Annotated in this window: 14 protein-coding genes and 2 rRNA genes; 14 read left to right on the forward strand and 2 right to left on the reverse strand. The window is 42.3% G+C overall.

All coding sequences use genetic code 11. From position 1 onward, the window contains the following. The 14 genes from CRJ00_RS18980 to CRJ00_RS10610 form a co-directional block, all read left to right on the forward strand. Positions 1–252, forward strand: a 23S ribosomal RNA gene (locus CRJ00_RS18980); the annotation flags it as partial. Between the two features lie 164 nt (positions 253–416). Beyond that, positions 417–528: ribosomal RNA gene (rrf, locus tag CRJ00_RS10550) — 5S ribosomal RNA — on the forward strand. Between the two features lie 336 nt (positions 529–864). Then, positions 865–2,337 carry a S10 family peptidase gene (locus CRJ00_RS10555; RefSeq protein ID WP_099366839.1) on the forward strand — a complete coding sequence of 491 codons (1,473 nt, stop codon included), beginning with the start codon at positions 865–867 and terminating at the stop codon, positions 2,335–2,337. Continuing rightward, on the forward strand, positions 2,338–5,214 hold the full coding sequence (locus CRJ00_RS10560) for a tetratricopeptide repeat protein (RefSeq protein ID WP_099366840.1): 2,877 nt from the start codon (positions 2,338–2,340) through the stop codon (positions 5,212–5,214). 25 nt (positions 5,215–5,239) lie between these two features. Next, positions 5,240–6,739 carry a sodium/proline symporter PutP gene (putP, locus tag CRJ00_RS10565; protein WP_099366841.1) on the forward strand — a complete coding sequence of 500 codons (1,500 nt, stop codon included), beginning with the start codon at positions 5,240–5,242 and terminating at the stop codon, positions 6,737–6,739. A 119-nt stretch (positions 6,740–6,858) separates the two neighbouring features. Continuing rightward, positions 6,859–7,875 (forward strand): LacI family DNA-binding transcriptional regulator, encoded by a 1,017-nt coding sequence (locus CRJ00_RS10570; RefSeq protein WP_099366842.1) that lies wholly within the window; start codon positions 6,859–6,861, stop codon positions 7,873–7,875. Between the two features lie 255 nt (positions 7,876–8,130). Further along, positions 8,131–10,719: an alpha-amylase family glycosyl hydrolase gene (locus CRJ00_RS10575; RefSeq protein WP_180268475.1), complete on the forward strand. Its 2,589-nt coding sequence runs from the start codon at positions 8,131–8,133 to the stop codon at positions 10,717–10,719. 18 nt (positions 10,720–10,737) lie between these two features. Further along, positions 10,738–13,722: a SusC/RagA family TonB-linked outer membrane protein gene (locus CRJ00_RS10580; protein ID WP_099366844.1), complete on the forward strand. Its 2,985-nt coding sequence runs from the start codon at positions 10,738–10,740 to the stop codon at positions 13,720–13,722. A gap of 10 nt (positions 13,723–13,732) precedes the next feature. Next, on the forward strand, positions 13,733–15,295 hold the full coding sequence (locus tag CRJ00_RS10585) for a RagB/SusD family nutrient uptake outer membrane protein (RefSeq protein WP_099366845.1): 1,563 nt from the start codon (positions 13,733–13,735) through the stop codon (positions 15,293–15,295). A 10-nt stretch (positions 15,296–15,305) separates the two neighbouring features. Then, positions 15,306–16,283 (forward strand): SusF/SusE family outer membrane protein, encoded by a 978-nt coding sequence (locus CRJ00_RS10590; RefSeq protein WP_099366846.1) that lies wholly within the window; start codon positions 15,306–15,308, stop codon positions 16,281–16,283. A gap of 39 nt (positions 16,284–16,322) precedes the next feature. After that, on the forward strand, positions 16,323–18,164 hold the full coding sequence (locus tag CRJ00_RS10595; RefSeq protein ID WP_099366847.1) for a glycoside hydrolase family 13 protein: 1,842 nt from the start codon (positions 16,323–16,325) through the stop codon (positions 18,162–18,164). Further along, a complete protein-coding gene (gene pgmB, locus CRJ00_RS10600; RefSeq protein WP_099366848.1) occupies positions 18,165–18,815 on the forward strand; it encodes a beta-phosphoglucomutase in 651 nt (216 codons plus the stop codon). Positions 18,816–18,827: 12 nt separating this feature from the next. After that, positions 18,828–21,131 carry a family 65 glycosyl hydrolase domain-containing protein gene (locus tag CRJ00_RS10605; RefSeq protein WP_099366849.1) on the forward strand — a complete coding sequence of 768 codons (2,304 nt, stop codon included), beginning with the start codon at positions 18,828–18,830 and terminating at the stop codon, positions 21,129–21,131. Further along, the gene (locus CRJ00_RS10610) at positions 21,128–22,465 is read left to right on the forward strand and encodes an MFS transporter (protein ID WP_099366850.1); all 1,338 of its coding nucleotides are present in this window, start codon (positions 21,128–21,130) and stop codon (positions 22,463–22,465) included. Before CRJ00_RS10605 ends, CRJ00_RS10610 begins: the two co-directional genes overlap by 4 nt. Positions 22,466–22,472: 7 nt before the next feature. Here the strand turns inward: CRJ00_RS10610 and CRJ00_RS10615 are convergent, their stop codons facing one another. Both CRJ00_RS10615 and CRJ00_RS10620 read right to left on the reverse strand, forming a co-directional pair. Next, the gene (locus CRJ00_RS10615) at positions 22,473–23,339 is read right to left on the reverse strand and encodes a CPBP family intramembrane glutamic endopeptidase (RefSeq protein WP_099366851.1); all 867 of its coding nucleotides are present in this window, start codon (positions 23,337–23,339) and stop codon (positions 22,473–22,475) included. Between the two features lie 70 nt (positions 23,340–23,409). Then, positions 23,410–24,273 (reverse strand): TraB/GumN family protein, encoded by an 864-nt coding sequence (locus tag CRJ00_RS10620; protein WP_167554259.1) that lies wholly within the window; start codon positions 24,271–24,273, stop codon positions 23,410–23,412. Between the last annotated feature and the right edge of the window lie 9 nt (positions 24,274–24,282).

Here is a 24,282-nt window from a genome sequence, read left to right on the forward strand (position 1 = left end):
GACCTTAGTACGAGGACCTTAGTACGAGAGGACCGGGTTGGACGGACCGCTGGTGAACCTGTTATGCCGCCAGGTGTACGGCAGGGTAGCTACGTCCGGGATAGATAAGCGCTGAAAGCATCTAAGTGCGAAACTAGCCACGAGATGAGACTTCCTCATAAGGGCCGTCGGAGATGACGACGTTGATAGGCCACAGGTGTAAAGGTTGAGAGACCAAAGCCGAGTGGTACTAATAACCCGAAGCTTTCCAATGCGGATAGTACTGTTGTCCTCTCTCTTTTTTGATCCTTTCTTCCAATAACATGTCAATGCCTGCCGGCATTGACAGTAGTATTTAGTATTTAGTAGTTAGTATTTAGACTATTGCATGCGTGGTACAGTGTCAAGTGTAAAAGAACAATATCTCATAAGGATCTTCAGGTGCCTATATCGGCGGTGTCCACCTCTTCCCATTCCGAACAGAGAAGTTAAGCCCGCCAGAGCCGATGGTATTGCCGTAACAGGTGGGAGAGTAGGTCGGCGCCTAATTTTACAAAGGAGCCCCGTTATCGATAGATGACGGGGCTTTCTGTTTTTATGCGTTTTTTCGTATATTCGGAGGGCTTTGAAGACCGCCACGCGTCATTGCGAGGAACGAAGCAATCTTCCCGCATGTCATGCTGAGCGGAGTCGAAGCATCTACATGTGGTACCCGTACAGATCCTTCGACTGCGCTCAGCATGACAAAGGTTCGATCACAGCATTACAAAGGGCGCCGCATATCCAAAGATTGCTTCCTCGTACCTCCTCGCAATGACGTAGGGCGCCATAGGTCTAACTACTAAATACTAATTACTCAATACTAAAAACTAATTACTAAATAAAATGAAACACCTTTTCTTTTCCATGTTGGCCGTATGTTTTATCTCCATAACACATGCCCAACGTATTCCCTTAGCTGATTCCGCGGTAACCACCAAACACCAGATCACCGCTAATGGACAAAAATTTTCCTATACAGCCAAAGCAGGCACCCAACCCGTTTGGGATAATGCCGGAAAAGTTTTAGCAACTGTTCACTATACCTATTACTACCGCGATGATATCCAAGATCGCAATAAAAGACCATTGGTAATTTCCTTCAATGGTGGCCCAGGTTCTGGCTCGGTATGGATGCATTTGGCCTATACCGGTCCACGGTTATTGAATATCGATGATGAAGGTTATCCCTTACAGCCCTATGGCGTCAAGGAAAATCCTTATACTATTCTCGATGTAGCGGATATCGTATTCATCGATCCGGTAAATACCGGTTTCTCCAGGATACTGGATGAAAAGGCAGATCGATCATTATTCTTTGGTATCAATGCCGATATCCGATATCTAGCAGAATGGTTGAATACCTTTGTGACAAGGAACAATAGATGGGCCTCTCCGAAGTATTTGATCGGGGAGAGTTATGGTACCACCCGCGTATCCGGACTTGCCCATGAACTTCAGAACAACCAATGGATGTACCTCAATGGCGTGATCTTGGTATCTCCAACAGAATTGGGGATAAAAAGGGATGGTGCATTGGAAAAAGCCTTACGTTGGCCGTATTATGCAGCAGCAGCCTGGTTCCATAAAAAATTACCTTCCGATCTGCAGAGCAAGGAATTGGAAGCGATGTTGCCAGAGGTGGAGCAGTTCACCATGGACGAATTGTTACCGGCTATCGCGAAAGGCTCTAGCTTAGATGCCAACAGTAAAGCAGCCATCATTAAAAAGATGGCCAGGTATTCCGGATTGTCGGAAACGGTCATTGCCCAGAACAACATGGATATCTCCACCAATCTGTATTGGAAAGAACTGTTGAGGGATCAAGGTATGACCATCGGTCGTCTGGATTCCCGCTATTTGGGAATCGACATGCGCGATGGCGGAGAACGCCCCGATTTTAATGCGGAATTGACTTCCTGGTTGCATTCTTTTACTCCAGCCATTAACTATTATTATGCCAATGAACTAAAGTATAAATCGGATGTGAAATACAATATGTTCGGCAATGTGCATCCTTGGGACAACAGCAATGATAATACTGGTTACAACTTAAGGCAGGCCATGGCTGCCAATCCATTCCTACATGTTATGGTTCAGTCTGGTTATTACGATGGGGCCTGTGATTATTTCAATGCAAAATATAATATGTGGCAGATGGATCCATCGGGTAAACTGGCTCCAAGAATGAGCTTCAAAGGTTACCGCAGTGGACATATGATGTACCTGCGAAAAGAAGACCTGATCAAGGCCAATGAGGACATCCGACAGTTCATCAAATTATCTACTCCGAAACCCGATCAAGCAGCGAAATATTAAATGAAAAAATACTTTTTTCTTCTTTTTCTTGCTATATCATCTGTCCTGACCCTAAATGCGCAGGACCTATTGGACGATCTACAACAGATCCAAACCAAGCTGGAAAAAGATATCACTCAGCAGCGCAAATCGTTGGAAGATCGGAAATCCGATCCAGCGAAAGTCATGAACCGCCTACTTGACCTTGGCGATTGGACCTATGTAAACACGAAATTACCCACGATTAAGAATCTATCCAGGGTCGATAAAATCGATGTTCAAGCAAAATATAACTGGTTGAACAATGAGTTCAAGACTGTCGAAGAGCTTTTGAGCGGATTGAACCAGAAGGAATCCAGCCATCTAAAAATCCAGAAATGGAAAGCGATCCTCTTGATCGAAGCTTGGCAATTGGAGGAGGCAGAGCAACTGATGAAAGCTATTCTGCCGCAAACAGCCAATGACCTGGATTATGCCATGGTATTGGGAAGGGCACTGATGCTTCAGAAGAAATATCCGGAAGCATTGCAACTTGCTAACGATCTGATCAAGCGTTTCCCCGATCAGGCAGCAGGTTATTTCCTCAAGGCGGATGTATTTTTCTGGGACCAGAAACCTAAAGAAGCAGAGGAAGTGTTGGTTAAAGGCTTGAAGTTGGATCCGTTCCATGCCGATGCTAGATTCTATTATGGATATGCCATTTGGAGACGAATTGACGCCACCCAACTGGATGCCATGGTTGGACAATGGGAAATCGCCCTAAAATTGAACCCATTGCATTTCCAATCGCATTGGCATCTCGGCAATGGACATACGAACCTTACTTATGCCGATTACCTGGATAAACAGGAAAAGGAAATTAGACAAGATCTTAATCAGGCGGATAGTCAGTTCACGGCCAATAAAATCAATGAATCCTATCAGGTCATCGATCGGATTAGTACTAAATATCCAAACTCTGTATTACCGGCTATGCATAAAGCATCGCTCCTATATAGCGATTTTGATGCATTAGATCGTTTGGAAAGATTAAGGCAATCGGAGAATCTATTTATCGAAATCCTACAAAAGAAAAAACACTACGGTCCGGCGCATAATGGATTAGCGGCTGTCATTAAATCCAAACGGATCCCTTACTTGAAGACGTATGATCGCATCATGCAATCCCTCCGGAATCCGAAGATCGATAACATGGAGGATTTCCTGGAAGTCTTTCCCGATGTGGCTTATTATCCTGGGAATGTAGCAAAAGGAATGGCCTGGAACCAGTTATATACATCAACGGTTTACTTTCCATTCCTCGTCAAACAGCACCGCTTATTTGTGATCCCACCATTGCACATTGATTTGGCCATTGCCATGAAAGCACCTTATTTCAGGTTCAATACTACGTTTGACAATAGGCAATGGATGGATATCAGAGGCGTGGGTTCAGGTGCTGCAGCCATTGAATATGTGGAACGTGGTGCTTTTGAGGAACGAAATGTATTGCTGCATGAATATGTACACCTGTTCCACGGCATGGTACTTACCGACGAGCAGAATAGAAAGATAAAATCACTCTATTACAGCGCGATGGAAAACGGTAGGACCTTGGACTACTATTCACAGAACAATGAATCGGAGTATTTTGCACAGACCTATCCGGCTTACTTTGAAAAAGTGAAAGTGCATCCCTTGGATTTTAAATCCATGAATACCTTGGCCGACCTGCAGACAAAGGATCCGGAAATGTATGCCTTCCTTGATCAACTGATCAAAAAGGAAAAGGCATACCTCGCAGGAGATCACAAAGCGATGGCTTCCAATTGGTCTCAGGTTTATTTGAATCTGGCAAATTATAGCAGTAGGAATGACTTGGATGAGGCAATTAGATTGATCGATACGGCCTTACAATTTGATGCAGCCTATCTTCCGGCAATCCTTGCCCATGCGGAATTCCTTACCTCCCAAAAGAAATTTGAAGAGGCAAACCAAAAACTGAACCAAGCAAAAGCACTGGATGCTGATTATGCGCCAATCTATTTAGCAGAAGCGCGATTATTGGGGGCAAAAGATCCTGAAAACGTCGATGGCCTGGCGAGATTATACCAAAAAGCCTATGAACTGGAAACGGATTATATGGAACAGGCAAGGATCTCTGCCACCCTCCGTAATTTTTATTTCTATCGGGGAAGGTTAGTTGAAGCCCTTGAAACGGCAGATGAATATATCAAAAGTGGATCAGAGATATCAACCTACCTGAGGGACAGGAAAGACGAGGCAAAAACCTTTGCTGCTTGGCAGCGGGCACTATTAGGCGATAAAGAACAGCTTAAGACTTTAGCGCACATCTCTGCGCAGAAACCACAGAACTATGGCATCCGGATGCAATACCTGGAAGCTTTATTGGCCAATCAGGAAGCTGATAAAGCCCTTGAAAACCTAGATAAGATCTACCCGACCTTACAAGCAACACAAGCCGGCCGAGCTGATTTTGAATTGCTGTATGCGGAAGCCTATACGCAGAAAGGAGACCTTAAATCCTTGTCGGATTTCTTAGCAAAATTGATGGTGAGGGACGGTGATCCTTCCAGGACTTCGCCCGAAAATAACCTGAAAATCACTAGGCTGTTAATAGCTCAGAATAGGGTAGCGGAAGCAGAGGCTTTCTTCAACAAAATGGAGGGAGAGCATTCTTCCCTATTTTATGCATCTGAAGAATTGACTAAGGCGCTTTTCTCCATGAAAAAAGGGGATAGAGAAGCCGCTTTACTTCAGGTCCAAAAAGCCTTGGATTTCTATCCTTATCAGATGGACGCCTTAAAGACCTTAAAAGAATGGTCGGCAAAGATGCCTGAGGCAAAAATTATATTGGATAATCATTTAAAAACCATGGAAATTCTTCCAAAATTATAGCATCTTTATCTTTTCAATTAACCATATGAATATATACGAACTTATTTCCATCACCATTTACATGCTGTTAATGGTCTCGATCGGATTTTATTCCTGGAAGAAATCCACATCCAATTCGGAGGAATTTCTGATCGGGGGTAGAAGAATGGGGGCAGCAGTTACTGCCTTATCTGCTGGTGCAGCGGATATGAGCGGTTGGCTTTTGATGGGATTACCGGGTGCTATGTACCTTTCTGGGCTATCCGCAGCATGGATCGCTATTGGTCTTACCATTGGGGCATTCTTCAACTATGTGATCGTAGCGCCTCGAATAAGGGTCTATACCGAAGTAGCCAAAAACGCCATTACCCTTCCGGTATTCTTTGAAAACCGTTTTCAGGATAAGACCCAACTGCTGAAGTTGGTTTCATCCATCCTGATCTTGGTATTCTTTACCTTATATACCTCAGCGGGAATGGTTTCTGGTGGACGATTGTTTGAATCGGCCTTTAATATGGACTACTATACCGGTTTGTTCCTCACTGCGTCGGTGGTAGTGCTCTATACTTTCTTAGGAGGTTTCCTGGCAGTGAGTCTAACAGATTTTGTGCAAGGGACGATCATGGTGTTGGCGTTGGTGATTCTTCCCATCGTATTAATATCCCAGTTGGGAGGATTAGGCACGACCATGGATATCATCGAAAACAAGAACAGCAATTACCTCGATCTGTTTAAAGGAACCACTACGGTCTCCATTGTCTCCCTTTTGGCTTGGGGCTTGGGTTATTTTGGGCAACCGCATATCTTGGTTCGTTTTATGGCAATTGACAGTGTGAAGGATATTCCGAAGGCCAGAAGAATTGGGATCACCTGGATGATATTTACCGTTGGGGGTGCCATGCTGGTTGGTCTTTTCGGTATTGCCTATCTCCAACAGTTCGACCAAGCTACCATGACCAAGTTTGATGGCTCGAAGGAAGCGGCAGAAACTATCTTTATCCATCTTTCCCGTGTATTGTTCCATCCATTGATCGGAGGATTTTTATTGTCCGCCATCTTGGCCGCCGTTATGAGTACGATTTCTTCCCAACTTTTGGTAACTTCCAGTTCCATGACCGAGGATATTTATAAGACTTTTTTCAATAAACAGGCTTCGGCAAAGAATATGCTTTTGGTGAGTAGGATTTCGGTATTGATTGTTGCTGTCATCGCTATTCTTTTGTCGCTGACACCTAAGGATAGTATCCTTAATCTGGTAGGTAATGCCTGGGCAGGTTTCGGTGCTGCATTTGGTCCGATCATTATTTTATCGTTGGTGTGGAAAAGAACGACAGCCATGGCAGGTCTTTTGGGCATGTTGGTTGGCGCAGCGACCGTTTTGATCTGGGTTTATGTTCCTCATGATTATAAAGCGGTATATGAGATCATCCCTGGATTTTTATTGGGATTTTTGACTATTGTGCTTGTTTCGTTAATAACCAAACCAGCATCGAAAGAGGTACAGGAGGAGTTTGATAAGGTAAATTCGATCTTAAAAGAAGGTTAATAAGGGTTTAAATAAACAAGATTTTTTCAATCAGTTAAAGGCTTGCCGAATATTGGCAAGCCTTTTATTTTTAAATTAGGATAATTGCCATATCTTTGAGCCGCAACCATATACATTATATGTCTCAATTAACTATTATCGATCTGGCCGCAAAACTTGGACTTTCAAAGTCTACGGTATCCCGTGCTTTTCGGAATAGTAACGACATCAACCCGGAAACAAAGGCACGTATCTTGGCAATGGCTGAAGAAATTGGGTTCTCACCTAATCTTCATGCCAGTAACTTGCGGGTTAGCAAGAGCCAAACAATTGCGATTATCATTCCTGAATTTGGAAATAAATTCTTCAGTCAGGCGATCAAAGGAATAGAATTGGTAACACGATCCAAAGGATATCATACCTTGATTTATGTGACAGACCATCAGGTTCAGAACGAAGCATCCATTATCCGTTCCCTTTCCAATGGTAGGGTAGATGGTATTCTGATGTCAGCTTCGGGCGAAGGCAATGATCATAGCCATTTGAACCTGTTGAAAGATAATAATATTCCCATTGTCTTCTTTGATCGGAATTATGATGATATCAATACCGTCTATGTGACGGGTAATGATGAAGAGGCCAGTTTCCTAGCTACCGAACATCTAATAAAAAATGGTTGTAAACGAATTGCCTATTTGGTCATCAATCCCAACATTTCCATAGGTAAAGTCCGAATGGATGGTTACAAACGGGCTTTAAAAAAACACAAGATTCCTGTAGATGATCAGTTGGTATTGGATACCGTGAACCAAGCGGAACTGAATACGGAAGATATCCGTGAATTATTGAGAGATGCAAAACCGGATGGCATCCTTGCCTCGGTAGAGCGTCTAGCCATTTCCACCTTACGTGTGGCGAAAGAAGAAGGAATTGCAGTGCCTGAAGATTTGAAGTTGATCTGTTTCTCTTGTTTGGATATTACCGATCTGTTGAACCCTTCACTTTCCGTGGTAAAACAACCTGCATTTGAAATGGGAAAAGTGGCGGCTACCTATTTATTTGAATCCCTTGCTAAACCGGTAAAATTAGAGGAACAGCAAACTATCATCCTGGATTCCAGTCTCATTTATCAAGATTCCAGTAAAAAAATATCATAAATTTCTTGCTTAATAAAAAATATCCTCTTATCTTCGAGTAGTTTCGGGAACATTCCCAACTAAACATTGAAATCAATTAAAATTATAAACCTACTGCAATCCATCAATTGTCGTAGCAAAGATTAAATATTAAAATCATCTTATTTTTAGGCTTGAACACCAACATCTTGTTTTGGTATTCCTGTTTGCTGAAGTATCCATGATTTTTTTGCACACATTCTGGGAACGTTCCCAAGGATGCCAAATCGTAAGCAAATGAGAAAGTTAATCATATTTCTTTTAATCGCTAATAGTTTATGGAGCTTTATGGCCTGTAAGAAGGCCGTGCCAACCGATGAACCCAATCCTGTAGCAGTAAGTACAGAAGGTTTATTGTCGGTAGAGCAAGGCTTTCTCTATTGGAATGATCAAGCTACTTTGCTATTTGATCCTTCCAAAGGGAATGCAGAATTAAAAGGCGAAAACGGAGATTTATACCTGCATATGGGTCTGATCACAGCCGCTAGTGCTGGTGCGCAGGATTGGAAAAATGTAATCAGCTCCTGGACGAGCAATGATGCTTCCTTCAAAATGACCAAAAGAAATGATGGTAAATATGCTTTTACATTAAATCCAAGTGTTCTCTATAAACTTTCCAATGGAAATGATGTCAAGTACTTAGCCTTATTGGTAAGAAATGGAACAGGCACTAAAGTAGGTCGAAATAAAGATGGTTCAGATCTATATATTCCAATAGCAAAGAAGGAAGGATTAGCCATCCGATTCAATAAACCTGTTACCCAACCTACCTACCTGCTAAAAACGGAGCAGGAAAGTTATGCTGTTCAGGAAGAGATCAGTTTTGAGATCATGGCTAACCAATCCGGGAAAATCAGCCTGAGTTTGGACGGTGTTCAGATCGGCGTTGAAGAAAACAGTAAAACCTTGAAAGCTAGCCATAAATTAACTAAAGTAGGTTTACATAATTTCTTGGCTAAGGTTGAGGCTAATGGTCAGCAAAGCACGCAAACTCTCCAAGTATTTGTAACTGGAACTTCCACTGTTGCGGAATTGCCAGCTGGTGTAAATCCAAATGGAGTAAGCATCGATAGAAGCAACAATACGGTCACCTTTGCACTGACCGCTCCACAGAAACAATCGGTTTTTTTGTTGGGTGATTTCAATCAATATCAGGCTTCTGAAAAATATGTATTAAATAAAACCCCCGATGGGAAGACTTTTTGGATCAGGTTGACCGACCTTAATCTGAACCAGGATTATACTTATCAATTTATGGTAGATGGCAAGCTTCGGATTGCTGACCCGTATAGCCATTTGGTTTTAGATCCTGCCCATGATGCTGGAATTAAATCCTCCTATAGGTCAAGTTTGCCTAATTATCCTGCGCAAGCTCAGGGTATAGTATCTGTGTTGAATTTAAAGGCATCCTCCTACAACTGGAAGATCAGCCAATTCAACAAACCCAATCCATACGATCTGGTGATCTATGAAACTTTGGTCAGGGATTTTGTCCAAAGCCATGATTATACAACATTGAAGGATTCTATCAGCTATTTTGAAAAATTAGGAGTTAATGCCATAGAATTGATGCCTATCCAAGAGTCAGAAGGGAATTCCACCTGGGGTTATAACCCATCCTTCCATTTGGCTCTGGACAAATATTATGGAACGCAGGACGAGCTGAAAGCATTTGTTGATGCCTGCCACCAGAAAGGGATGGCCGTGATCTTGGATGTGGTCTTGAACCATGCCTTTGGACAATCGCCCATGGTGCAATTATACTTTGAGAATGGAGCTCCAACGGCTTCCAATCCTTGGTTCAATCCAATCGCGATGCATCCTTTTAATGTAGGATATGATATGAACCATGAGAGCAATCTCAGCCAGACTTTTGTAAAAGACGTTTTAAAATATTGGTTAAGTGAATATAAGGTGGATGGGTTCCGTTTTGATTTATCAAAAGGGTTTACACAAAAGAACTCCGGCACTTCAGAATCGGCGGTCGGGGCATGGTCCGCCTATGATGCTAGCCGGGTTCAATTGTGGAAGATGTACAACAGCTACATCAAGACCATAGATCCTACTGCATATGTGATCCTGGAACACTTTGCGGATGACCGAGAAGAGAAAGAATTGGCAGAGGCTGGAATGTTCCTCTGGAACAACCTGAACCATGCATTCAATGAGGCTACCATGGGTTACAACAGCGATAATAAATCCGATCTCTCACGCTTATTTGCACAGAATCGAGGATTTTCCAATCCAAACCTCATCAGTTACATGGAATCCCATGACGAAGAACGGATCATGTTCAAAAACCTGCAGTATGGCAATACCTCCGGAAGTTATTCCATCAAGCAATTGCCTACCGCTATTGATCGAAATAGCATGGCAGCAAGCTTCCTACTGTTTGCACCAGGACCAAAAATGATCTGGCAATTCGGGGAATTGGGTTATGAAATCTCCATTGATCAAAATGGAAGAACAGGAGAGAAGCCAATCAAATGGGAATATTTCAACGATCCGATCCGGACCAAGCTCTTCAAGAACTATGCGAAAATGATCCGGATGAAAAAGGCAAATCCTATTTTCCGAAACGCGACTTTGCAGGCATCTTCCTTGAATGCTGCCGTGAAATATTACCTATTGGAAAGTGCTGGACAGAAAGTCCTGATCATCGGCAATTTTGATGTCGTGCAACAGCAACTTAACATCAGTGCTGCCATGGCAGGTACCTGGCACGACAATTTAAATAACCAGAGCAAAACCTTAACAACACAAAGTGGAATACAATTGGCTCCTGGGGAGTACTTTGTATTGAGCAATAACAAACTAAATTACTAAACAACAAAACACACAATTATGAGCAAATTATTTACTCGTGCCATTTTAAGCATCGGATTACTGATGTTGATGAGCATGTCTGTATTTGCCCAGACTGCAAGTTTGACCGGACGTATCACCGACTCGGAAGGACAGGCAGTTTTAGGTGCTACAGTCCAGGTTCAGGGAACTCAAGCGGCAACTGCTTCAGGTCCTGAAGGAGCCTACAGTTTTCAGAACATTGCCGTAGGAAACCAGACCATTACGGTAACCGCCATGGGCTATAAAACAGCTTCAAAAGCAATCGCGATCAAAGCTGGAGAAAACGTGCTGGACATCGTGATCGAAAATACGGCTAGCGATCTAGATGAGATCGTGGTGATTGGTTATGGTGTAGCGAGAAAGAAACAGATTTCCGGATCGGTAGCCAGTGTAGGTCCAAAGGATTTCAATAAAGGGGTGGTTAGCTCGCCAGATCAATTATTGGCGGGTAAAGTAGCGGGTCTAACCGTAAACCGTTCGGGTGGTGATCCAACGGCGGGAGCTACGGTACAACTTCGTGGACCTTCTTCCTTAACAGCAAGTTCATCTCCTTTATATGTGATCGATGGAGTGGTGGGTGCCAATATTGAATTGGTAGCACCCGATGACATCGTTTCCATGGATGTGATGAAAGACGCTTCATCCACCGCTATCTACGGTTCCCGCGCAGCAAATGGGGTTATCTTCGTGACCACAAAAAGAGGTAAGGCGGGAACCCCAGTTTTAAGTTATAGTGGATACGCCGCAACCGAAAGAATCGCCAACCAAGTAAATGTCCTGAGCGCTGCTGAACATGCGGCCTTTGTAGAAGAGCATGGCTTGGCTGTTTCCCCATCGGAAGCTGGGCACACCACCGATTGGCAAGAAGCCATCACCAGAACTGGATTTTCACATAACCACAACCTGTCCATGACCGGTGGTTCTGAAGGAACACGTTATAATGCATCCATCAATTATTTCAGCAATCAAGGTATTGTGAAAAGAAATGATCTTGAGCGTATTGTGGCAAGGGTTGGTCTGGATCAGAATGCCTTTGATGACCGCTTGAAATTGGCTTTGAACTTAGCCAACAGCTTGAATAGATCCAACCATGTTGACTATGGAATATTCAATGGTGCAGCTCGCTTTGTGCCGACTTCTCCGATCATGAGTGATGATCCAACTTATGCACCTTATGGAGGTTATTTCCAAGTGCCGGGAAGAACAGGCTACATGAATCCTGTAGCGATGTTGAACCAACGCGATGAGAACAGAAACAATAATACCTTATTGGCAAGCTTAAAAGCTGATTTAACTTTATACAAAGGGTTGACTTGGACCAATGTGCTTTCCTACCAACAAAATCAATATGATCGCAAGTACTATATGCACCGGACGGATTTTGATTCCAATGCATTGGGACAAGGTTTTGCACAACGCACGAACCTGAAAAACATCGATCAGATCTTAGAGAGTTATCTGAACTATAACCTTACGAAAGATCAGCATGCTTTTGATGCGATGGTGGGTTATTCTTACCAAAAAACCAAAAACAATGATGGTGTAATAGCACGTTCAACCGGTTTCCTTTCGGATGACTTAGGAGCAAACAACCTGAACCTAGGTACTTTGCCAAATGGATATAATCCTTTCCAAGATTATCCATACATTCTGGAATCCTTATTGATTTCCTACTACGGTCGTGTGGGTTATACTTTTGCTGATAAATATATCTTAAGTGCAGCCGTTCGCCGTGATGGATCTTCAAAATTTGGTGCGAACAACCGTTGGGCAACCTTTGGTTCCGTATCTGGAGCTTGGCGAATCAGCGAAGAGGCATTCATGAAAGATCAAACGATCTTTTCCGATTTGAAATTGAAGGCAGGTTATGGTGTTTCGGGTAACCAAAACATCGATCCTTACCGGCAGATCATCATTTTCGGTCCTCGTGATGGCCAATTCTATTACAACGGTGAATGGGTGAATGCCTACGGCGTAAACCAAAATGAAAACCCTGACCTGAAATGGGAAAGCGCTTCCATGTTTAACGCAGGAATCGATTTTGAATTGCTAAAAGGAAGATTCTCTGGTTCCGTTGAATATTACAACAAGGAAACCAAAGACCTCTTATACGAATATGATGTTCCTTCGCCTCCTTACCAATATAATAGATTATTGGCAAATGGTGCCTCCATGACCAATAAAGGGGTAGAGGTGGTGTTGAATGCAGTAGTATATCGCAACGAGAACTTCTCTTACAATACCTCCGTAAATTTTGCCCGTAACATCAATAAGGTGGGAAGTTTAGCTTCCAATATCGAGAACATCGGGGTATCACAACGCTTTGAAGGTGGTATCGGATTGGAAGGATGGACTGGTCAAACAGCATCTATCGTATTGCCTGGACATGCTTTGGGAACTTTCTATGTTGCCAATTACATAGGTTATGATGAAGCAACCCAAAAAACAATTTACCAAAAACCGAATGGTGAGCTGGTGACCCAAGATCAGATCTCCGCACCGGATGACTATATGGTCATGGGACAGGCTTTACCAAAATTCACATACGGATGGAACAACAACTTCCAGTTCAAAAACTGGGATTTCAACTTCTTCCTAAGAGGCATGTATGGTAACCAGATCTTTAATGCTACACGTGCAGATCTTTCCAGATTACAACAGGCAAATGTGACCAATATTTCCAAAGATGCTGTAGAAGAAGGAATCTTTGAAACACCATTGATTGCTTCTAGCAGGTTCTTGGAAGATGGGTCTTTCCTACGTCTTGACAATGCAACTTTAGGTTATACCTTCAAAACAGGAAACTTACGTCATCTCAAAAATGCACGTGTTTATCTAACAGCACAGAATTTATTTACGATTACGAATTATAGTGGAGTAGATCCAGAAGTAGGCTTAGGTGGTTTGGCACCAGGTATTGATAATAGAAATTATTATCCAAAAACTAGATCATTCTCTATGGGAGTAAACTTCACCTTTTAATCTGTAAGTCATGAAAAGAAATTATAGCAAACTCTATTTAATGGTAGCCCTAGGGCTAACCCTGGCGGGTCAATCTTGTACCAAATTTGATGACAAGATGTACTCGGCCTATACCGAAGATACTTTCCCAAAAACGCCTGAACAATTTGTGGCCGTTACGGGACCTGTTTATACCTCTGCCAGAGGATATTTCGACAATTATTTCAGTTTACAAACGGGAGGAGCAGACGAAGTGGTGGTGCCAACCCGTGGTGGTGACTGGTTTGATGGTGGAAAATGGCGCGATATGCATTTCCATACCTGGTCGTCTTCCCATGAGGTGGTGAGCAATACCTGGGATTGGGGTTTCAATGCCATCGGTACCTGTAACCGGGTATTGAGTATCCTGGAAAATGCACCGGATTCCGATACCAAAGCCCAAACTTTGGCTGAGATCAAAGTGATGCGTGCCTGGTATTATTACCTGATGATGGACGCCTATGGAAATCTACCTTTGGTTACTTCCTTTGATACGGGTACAGAATTGCCTAGTACCAAACCCCGTGCAGAAATCTATGATTTCATCGTAAAGGAATTGGAAGAGAACTTGGCGAATCTGAATGAGGAAAAATCGGAGGCTACTTACGCCAGACCGACGAAATGGTTTGCCCATGCTTTATTGGCAAAGGTATATTTGAATGCACAGGTTTATGCGGGTACTGCCCAATGGAATAAAGTTGTGGAGCATTCCAATGCGGTGATCAACTCGGGAAAATACAGCTTAGAGGCCGATTTTTTGGCCCAATTTAAGCCAGATAACGGTTCTTCCAGTACAGAACCTATATTCTCCATTCCATTTGATGCCACCCGAGCAGGCGGTAATACCCTTTTCTTGCGTGTATTACACTATGCCCACCGCCAAACCTTCGAGTTGAGTACCAACCCTTGGAATGGCTGGAGTACACAGCCTGCCTATTTCGACTATTTTGAAAACGATGATATCCGGAAGCAACAATGGTTATACGGCCAACAATATACTTCCACAGGCCAACCTTTGGTCTATGACAATGTCAACATTGTGATCGACCCTTACGGCTTTAACTTATTACCAGGATCAGATTTCGATATTGGTGGTGCAAATGATGGCGGTCGTTTGGCTGGAGCACGTTGTATCAAATACTACCCGGACAAAAACCAGTTGAACAATAATGCTGGAAATGATGTGGTGGTGATGCGTTTGGCAGATGTTTACCTGATGAAAGCCGAGGCAATTCTTCGTGGGGCAACCAACGGAAATGCGGGCGAAGCATTGACAGCAGCAAACATGGTTCGTGGAAGAGCATTCCCTAGCACGCCATCTAAACAATTCACTGCAAGTAGCTTGACCTTAGATGCCATCTATAGAGAGCGCGCGCTGGAATTTACTTTTGAGTTGACCCGTAGAACGGATATGATCCGTTTTGGAAGATGGGAGAATGCGCAATTGTTCAAACCAGCAAATGCTGCAGAAACCTATAAACGTCTTTTCCCTATTCCGGCAAAAGCCAGGGCGAACAATAACAACTTAACACAAAATCCAGGTTATACCAATTAACAGAAAGATCATGAAATTAAACATAAAGAATAGCTTATTGGCCATCGTTGGTCTCAGCATATTGTTCTTCGCTTCCTGTAAAAAAGTGGAGCATGGAATCGATGAACAGGTAGTCTCCATCAATCAGGGAACTACATCCAGCATTCAGGTTGGAAAACCGCTAAAAGTAGGATTCATCAGTAATATGGTTTCTGATTTTGAATTCGCCGTGGTGAAGGACTCCAGCTCTTCGGAAGCCTTATTTACCGAGCAGGTAAACCTGGAAGGGAATAAGATCGTTGAAAAGGAATTTGACCTGAAGTCGAACGATACTTGGGTGGGTGATGCCCTATTGAAGATCACTTACCAGGCAAATGGGCAAACGGTTAGCAAGTTCAAAGCGATCACCTTTACGGAAAGTAACCCTGTGATGTACATTGTAGGTGGTTCTATTGGTGCGGGATGGTCTCCAGAACTTTCCGTTGCCATGAAACTGCAAAATGCGGATAGCAAGACTAAATTTGAAATCTATGAATATATTGATGTGACCGGAGGTGGTTTTAAATTCCTACCAACCAACATCAATTGGGATGGTGCTTTTGGAAAGGGTGCTGCAGCAGGATCATTATTACAGGATGGCGGAGCAGGAAACCTAGAAGCTGCAAGCTCTGGTTTCTACCGTATCCGCATGGATGCAGAGGCACTTACCTATGAATTGCTGAAAACCAGTTGGGCTATCGTTGGAAGTGCAACACCAGGTGGTTGGGAAGCAGATACGGATATGTCTTTTTCGAACAGCAAAGGTACATATGTATGGAAAGTCAAGGCAAATCTAACAGCAGGTGAATTGAAGTTCAGGGCAAATGATGCTTGGGATATCAACTTGGGTGGAAGTTTGACCGAGCTTACGCAAGATGGTCCAAACTTGGCCATTGCTGCTCCTGGGGTTTATGATATCGAATTGAGTCTACACCCATCTGGATATACCGCTAAGATTACTAAAAACTAAACGATAGGGAGCCCAGCTCCCTATTCTTACCTATTTAATATGAGAATCTATCTTTTGAGCAGCATATTTATGCTGTTGCAGACCCTTTTTGTCTTTGGTCAGGAGAAAATCCAGCGCATAGAACCCATCAATTGGTGGGTAGGGATGAAGGATTCCAAGCTACAATTGATCCTTTATGGACAAGGTGTTGGGAAGTTGACGGCCAAATCGCCAAAGGCAGGATTTCGTCTATTGAAACAACATCAAGTAGAAAATCCCAACTACCTGTTCTTGGATATGGAAATTGCTGCAGACGCGAAATCTGGAGAATATCCTATCCAATTGTTCGATCGTGATAAACAAGTGTTCAGCTATGGCTATCAACTGATGGATAGAAACCAAGAGCAGGTAAAAGCACAAGGCGTAAATGCCTCCGATTTTATTTATCTCATCATGCCCGATCGCTTTGCAAATGGAAACCCAAAGAATGACCGAATAAAAGGAATGCGGGAGATGGCGGTCAATAGAGATTCCATGTATTATCGACATGGCGGCGATCTGCAAGGACTCATCGGCAAACTCGATTACTTGAAGGACCTGGGAATTACAGCCGTATGGTTAACTCCAGTCTTAACTAATGATATGCCCCAAGCGTCTTACCATGGATATGCCAATACCGAAAATTATCAGGTAGACCCTCGTTTTGGAAGTAACCAAGATTACCAGAACCTGGGGGCTGAACTGCATAAAAGAGGGATGAAACTGGTTCATGATGTGGTTCCGAACCATGTTGGTATTTACCATTGGACGGTCATGGATAAACCGTTTTCCGATTGGCTACATGAATGGCCAACCTTTACCCAAACTACCTATAAGGATCAAACCATTTTTGACCCTTATGGAGCCAAGGAGGACAAAGAACTAATGGAAAAAGGATGGTTTGTGAAAACCATGCCGGATATGAATCAACAAAATCCCTTCGTCGTAAATTACATCACCCAGAGTCATATCTGGTGGATCGAATTTGCAGGTGTAGATGGGTTCCGAATTGATACCTATCCCTACAATGACCTACAGTTCATGGCAAATTGGACGGATAGGATCCGAAAAGAATATCCAACCTTCAGTTTCTTTGGAGAAACCTGGGTACCAGGTATTGCCAACCAGGCTTATTTCCTGGGTGGACAACAAGTTGGTCAACCTGTGGACACTAAATTGGAAGGAGTTACGGACTTTCAGTTAAACTATGCCATTTCCGATGCCCTTAAAGAGCATAAGGATGGCGCCAATAGGTTATATAGTACATTGGGCGCCGATTACCTTTATCCCAATCCCTATGCACATGTCCTGTTTTTGGATAATCATGATAAGGATCGCTTCTTTTCTGTTGTTGGTGAAAACGTGGAAAAATATAAATCAGCGATGAGTTGGTTGTTGACTTATAGGGGTATTCCACAGATCTATTATGGTGCTGAAATCCTGATGAAAAACTTTAATAATCCTGATGGGTTGTTAAGGGAAGATTTTAAAGGTGGGTTCCCAGGTGATAAAGTGGATAAGTTCCAACAGACTGGAAGAACAGCGCAGGAAGAAGACATATTTAGGCATATCCAAAAATTGGCCAATTTTAGAAAGAATAGTCCTGTCCTTCAAACTGGAAAACTCCAGCATTATGTCCCAATTGACAATATCTATGTTTATTTCCGATACAATGATTCCCAAAAGATCATGGTTATAATGAACCTCAAGAGCGAAGCTAAAAGCATCTCCTTAGATCGTTTTGATCGCATGATTGGATCAAACAGCCTATTAGATTTGCTATCCGATAAAAAAGAAACTGGAGGTGACATTATTAGCCTGAAACCATTTGAAACAAAAATTTACAAGCTCCAAAATAAATAAATGAAGAAGATCACTGCATTATTAGAGAAAGCCGAAGCCGTCATATTTGATTTGGATGGAGTGTTGGTGGATACCGCCGTATTTCATTATCAGGCATGGAAACGATTAGCCGATAAGCTAGGAATCCCTTTCGATATTGAAAAAAATGAAGCATTGAAAGGTATCAGTAGAATGGACTCCTTAGACAAAATTTTAGCTTGGGGAGAGGTCCAAAAAACTGACGCAGAAAAACAACAATTGGCCGAACGGAAGAATGAATGGTATCTCGAATTGTTGGATACGATGAAAACCGGCGATGTACTTCCAGGGACGATTGCCTTGCTAAGTTGGTTAAAGGATAACCATAAGAAAATTGCATTAGGTTCTGCCAGTAAAAATGCGTCTGCCATTTTAGAGAAAACCGGTATAATGGAATATTTCGATGTGGTTATTGATGGTAATTCCGTCAGTAGGTCGAAACCAGATCCCCAGGTTTTCCTCTTGGGAGCCGAAAAATTGGGCGCAGATCCAGCAAACTGTGTAGTCTTTGAAGATGCGCAATCGGGTATCGAGGCAGCTATAGCTGCCGGAATGCAAGTTGTGGCCGTGGATAAAGATGCGGTATTAAGAGATTATGATGAACGAGTTAATAGTTTAGTGGAGGCGATTTAAGTATTCCTACTTATGAAAGATTATATTATTAAAGACGCTTGGCAAATCATCGAAGATGAATTTAGACCGGCATATCAGGAAATTTCCGAGAGTCTATTTTCCATTGGAAATGGACGGATGGGACAGCGGGCGAATTTTGAAGAAGATTATTCGGGGAAATCCCTTCAAGGTTCTTATTTGGCAGGGGTATATTATCCGGATAAAACCCGTGTAGGATGGTGGAAGAATGGCTACCCAGAATATTTTGCCAAGGTGATCAATTCGGTCAATTGGATTGGTGTTCATGTGCTGATCGATGGGGAAAGATTGGATCTAGCCAAGGTAAAAGTGGAACGATTCGAACGGGTACTTGACATGAAGAATGGTCAGTTGATCCGAAGCTTTGAAGCAGAGATGGAAAACGGGGCTAGAATCGAAGTTAAAAGTATCCGGATGTGTCATTTGTTCTTATCCGAAACTGCTTCATTGCACTATCAGATCAAGGCGTTAAACCGGGATATGGACATCAGTTTAAGTTCCTATCTTGATGGGAATGTGCTGAATAGGGATAGTAATTACGATGAGAAATTCTGGGATTACGAAGGTCATGAATTAGGAGGGAATTTCCAGCATTTAACCATGCGAACCAAAAAGACTGGATTCTTAGTGCGTACGGATCTTGCTTCGAAGTTCGAATACCAAGAGAAAGCAATCAATAAGAAAAAGAAAATTGATGCAGTGGCGAAAGTTGGTGAAAAGATCAACCAACATGTGGTGAAAGATGCTACCTTAAGCTTGGTAAAATATGTGGCGATACATTCCAGCACGAATCACTCGGAAACAGAACTGGAATCTTTGGGGATAGAAAGATTGAGCTGGCTTTTTGAAAAGGATTTTTCAACGCTCATGAAAATGCAGGAAGATGCCTGGTCAAAGATTTGGGAGGATGCGGATATTGAGATAGAAGGGGATGTATCGGCGCAACAGGCCATCCGATTCAACATTTTCCAATTATACCAAACCTATACGGGCGAAGATGCCCGACTGAACATAGGTCCTAAGGGGTTCACGGGCGAAAAATATGGTGGGGTGACTTATTGGGACACGGAAGCCTATTGTTTGCCGTTCTACATGGCTACCAAGGGCGAGGATGTAGCTAAAAACCTGCTGATCTATCGCTTCCACCACCTGGAAAAAGCCATTGAAAATGCAGAAAAGCTGGGCTTCAAAAATGGAGCAGCCCTTTATCCCATGGTGACCATCAATGGTGAGGAATGCCATAATGAATGGGAAATCACCTTTGAGGAAATCCACAGGAACGGCGCCATTGCTTTTGCCATATTTAATTACATCCGATACACGGATGATGTGGGCTATTTGGCATCCCATGGTTTGGAAGTATTGATCGGTATTGCTCGATTCTGGGCACAACGTGTCAATTGGAGCGAGGATAAGAAAGCTTTCGTGATGCTGGGGGTCACAGGACCAAATGAATACGAGAACAATGTGAACAATAATTGGTATACCAATACCATGGCATCATGGTGCTTGGAATATACCTTGGAAAGTTTGCATACCGTTCAGGATCATACGCCGGAGAAGTTCCATGAGATTTTCAAAAAGCTGAAATTAAAGGATGCTGAATTGGAAGAATGGAAATCCATCATCGAGAAGATGTATTATCCCTATGATGCTAAAAGAAAAGTATTCTTGCAACAAGATGGTTTTTTGGATAAGGAACTGATACCTGTGACGGAATTGGATCCAAAAGAAAGGCCACTGAACCAGAAATGGAGCTGGGATAGGATCTTAAGATCTTGCTATATCAAACAGGCAGATGTATTGCAGGGCCTGTATTTTCTAGAGGATAGGTATGATCTGGAAACCATTAAACGGAATTATGCGTTCTACGAACCCCTCACCGTACATGAGAGTTCTCTGTCGCCTTGTGTGCATGCCATCATTGCAGCGAAAATCGGAAATCCCGAGAAGGCCTATGAGTTCTATCTAAGGACAGCGCGGTTGGATCTGGATGATTATAACAACGATACGGAGGATGGGCTTCACATCACTTCGATGGCCGGAACTTGGATGTCGATCGTGGAAGGGTTTGCAGGTATGCGCGTTAAAAAAGGGATGTTATCTTTTCAACCATTTATTCCTAAAAACTGGAAGCGGTTTTCTTTCCATATCCAATTTCGGGGGGTACACCTTAAAATTACGGTTACACAGGGGAATTTTGAAGTTCAAAACAAATCTGGAAAGGAAATAAATATTATATTTAATGGCGATGTGATTAATATCGCTCCCCAACAATTAACCAAACAACGAACATGAAAAGTTCTCTAAGCAAACCTAGATTGTCCTTAGCGCAGATTATCCATATGAGCATAGGATTTATGGGAATACAGGCCGGATTCGCCCTTCAGAACGGAAATGCCTCACGCATCCTACAGGACTTTGGTGCAGATGTGGAACATCTTTCCCTATTTTGGTTGGCTGCGCCCATTACAGGAATGATTGTTCAGCCGATCATAGGCCATTACAGCGATAGAACGTGGAACGGTCTGGGGAGAAGGAGACCCTATATTCTTGTTGGTGCCATCCTAACGAGCATTGCCTTGTTGCTGATGCCCAATATTGCTTGGTTTACTGCCATCTTACCGCCATTGATGGTTGGAGCTGGTATGTTGATGATTATGGATGCCTCCATCAACGTGACTATGGAACCCTTCCGTGCTTTGGTCGGTGATAACCTTCCAAGTGAACAGCGAAGCTTGGGATTCTCCGTCCAGACGTTTATCATAGGGCTTGGAGCTGTCATTGGATCGATGCTGCCTTATGCGCTTACCAATTATTTCGGCGTATCGGGGAAGGCCGTTGATGGTTCAGTCCCTTTAAATGTTATCTATTCCTTTTATTGCGGGGCAGCCTTATTGATCATAACCGTTTTGTGGACAGTTTTCAATACCAAAGAATATTCGCCAAAAGAATTGGCAAGTTTTGAAGGGGTAGCGGAAGTGCAGGAGGTGGAAACAGACAATAAGGGATTCTTTGCAAGTTTGAGGGAGGATTTCAAACAGATGCCGCTTACCATGAAAAAATTGGGCTGGGTACAGTTCTTCTCATGGTTTGCTTTATTCACTATGTGGGTATATACCACACCGGCCATTGCAGAGCATGTCTTTTATTTGAAAGGAGCCGACAAGAAACAATTGTTTGCCGATGCAGGGAATTGGGTAGGCGTATTGTTTGCGGTTTATAACGCGGTATCTGCCATCTACTCGCTTTTCTTGGCAAAAATAGCATCCAAATTGGGACGGACGCATACCCATGCGCTGGGTTTGGCCATCGGTGGAATCTCGCTTGTATCCATGTTCTTTATTCGGTCGGAGTACTTATTGATCCTACCTATGATCGGAATCGGGATAGCTTGGGGAAGTATTCTTGCTATGCCTTATGCTATCCTAAGCGATAGCCTTCCGGCAAAAAAGATGGGTGTTTATATGGGGATTTTCAATTTCTTCATCACCTTCCCTCAGATTATTTCCGGATTTTTTGGAGGTATGATCATTAAGCACCTTTTAGGAAACCAACCTATTTTAGGCCTAGCATTGGCTGGAGCCTGCATGCTTATTGCCGCATGGATAGTAAAAAGAATTAAGGAGTAATTTAAAATTACTCCTCCGATTTTTCTAGAATAGTTGACTCTTTTTGTAATTCCTGCAATAAGGAATCTTTACTTATACCTTGTTGCGTTTCTAATTTTAAATTTAAATAAATATCATAAACCTGATACTTATCCTTTCCATAAATACTGTCAATCACTTCAGCTAAGGCATACTGTTTTATATCTAGCTTATAAATCCGATCGTTTTTACTAATCATATCAAATTTTTCAATAGAACGATCTCTGAAGTTGGATTCATTGACCTCCAATTGTATATGATTTTCATTTAATTTGATTAGTGGATTGTTGAGCTGGATGATAACCAATCCCAAAGAAAAAGCCATTAAATTCCATAGGGCATGCTGTAGAAAAGCAGCAAAAAAATTAATGCGAACGCGGATAAAACCCAAACTAATTCCGCCTATCAATTGGGAAAGGACGATGAATAGGGAAAGAAAATAAAATAAGAAATTATTATTATCAAAATTGCCTAAATGCACAAACCCGAAGAGGATTACGCTACTGTAAAAAATCCATCGGTAATACTTACGCCATGTATTTCGGGAAATAATAAAACCATAGAAACCTTTATACTTGATCAAAAATCGAAATAGGATCTCTTCAACTAATGGTACGAAAATAACACCCATCCAAAATACGTTCCAAGGTGTTTCGAATGTATTATCCATTGTACTTACCATGGGATTGATGTAATCAATCAACATGTAGATAGGAAAGATGAGGATTAAAATGGATACATCTAAAAGAAAGATGGTGAAAAAGACTTTAGTACGGGCAGATGGATGGATAGGCCATAATCTGCGATCTGAAGGGTTTTTTATAAAATGCCAATAGTGGCGAAGAATCTTTAGCATATAAATAATAACGAATTTAGCATAAAAAAAGGCAGTCCTATTAGAACCGCCCTTTATTAAACAATTGTATTTAATCTAAAATCGGAGTTAATTTATACCCTTGTTTTTTCAACAATTCGATCATACCATTCTTGCCTACCAGATGCCCAGCACCTACAGCAAATAAATAAGCCTTTTCTTTCATCATATTTGGCATTTTTTCCATCCAGGTATGATTACGTTCATCTAGAAATTTCGCTTGTTCTTCTTCACTTAAATAACCAGATTTCAAAGTCAGGTTCTCGATTTCCTTTAGGTTCTCTGAAAAATAGGCCTGTACCAATTTCTTTGTCGATGCTTCCAATCCTCCCTCTATAGTTAGGTAATTGTAGAAATCCTCAGGCGAAAACAGGTTGTTCAATAGGTTGAATTGGAATTCAACGGTTTCTAGTTCCGCAATAGGCTTACCATTAACTGCAGGTAAATTGCGGATCTCATTTTCCATCATCTTAACCGTTTTAAAGTCCGAACAGGCAAATGAACGCATGGAAAGGATAGATATCACTGCTGCAGGAGCCACCTGATCAAAAATAGCAGGAGGAATTTGATAGCTGGTCATGATGCTATCGATTACCTTCTTTTTTGCTGGGTCAAAATCTTTAAAGAATTCCAGGTTTGGTTTCATGAACTCCTGTACCTTGGTCATATTTTCAGGATTCGCCATATCGATTTCGAAGGCAATGGCTTCAGCTTTTTGAGCAACTTCCTTCACCTTATCTTCCATTTTAAAATCCTCGGCACATGCCATGTGCAAGGTTCCGAATAGATAAGAATCCTTTGTCAATCCATTTCCTGAAATCTTCCATAGTAAAGTGTTCTCCTGTGCAAAAAGTGCCACAGAAAAAAGCAAAGCAAATGCGGTTGTGAATAATCTCTTTAAAGTTAGTCTCTTCATATCAATGTT

This window comes from Sphingobacterium sp. 1.A.4, from assembly GCF_002734245.1.
In the GTDB taxonomy this organism is placed as follows: domain Bacteria; phylum Bacteroidota; class Bacteroidia; order Sphingobacteriales; family Sphingobacteriaceae; genus Sphingobacterium; species Sphingobacterium tenebrionis.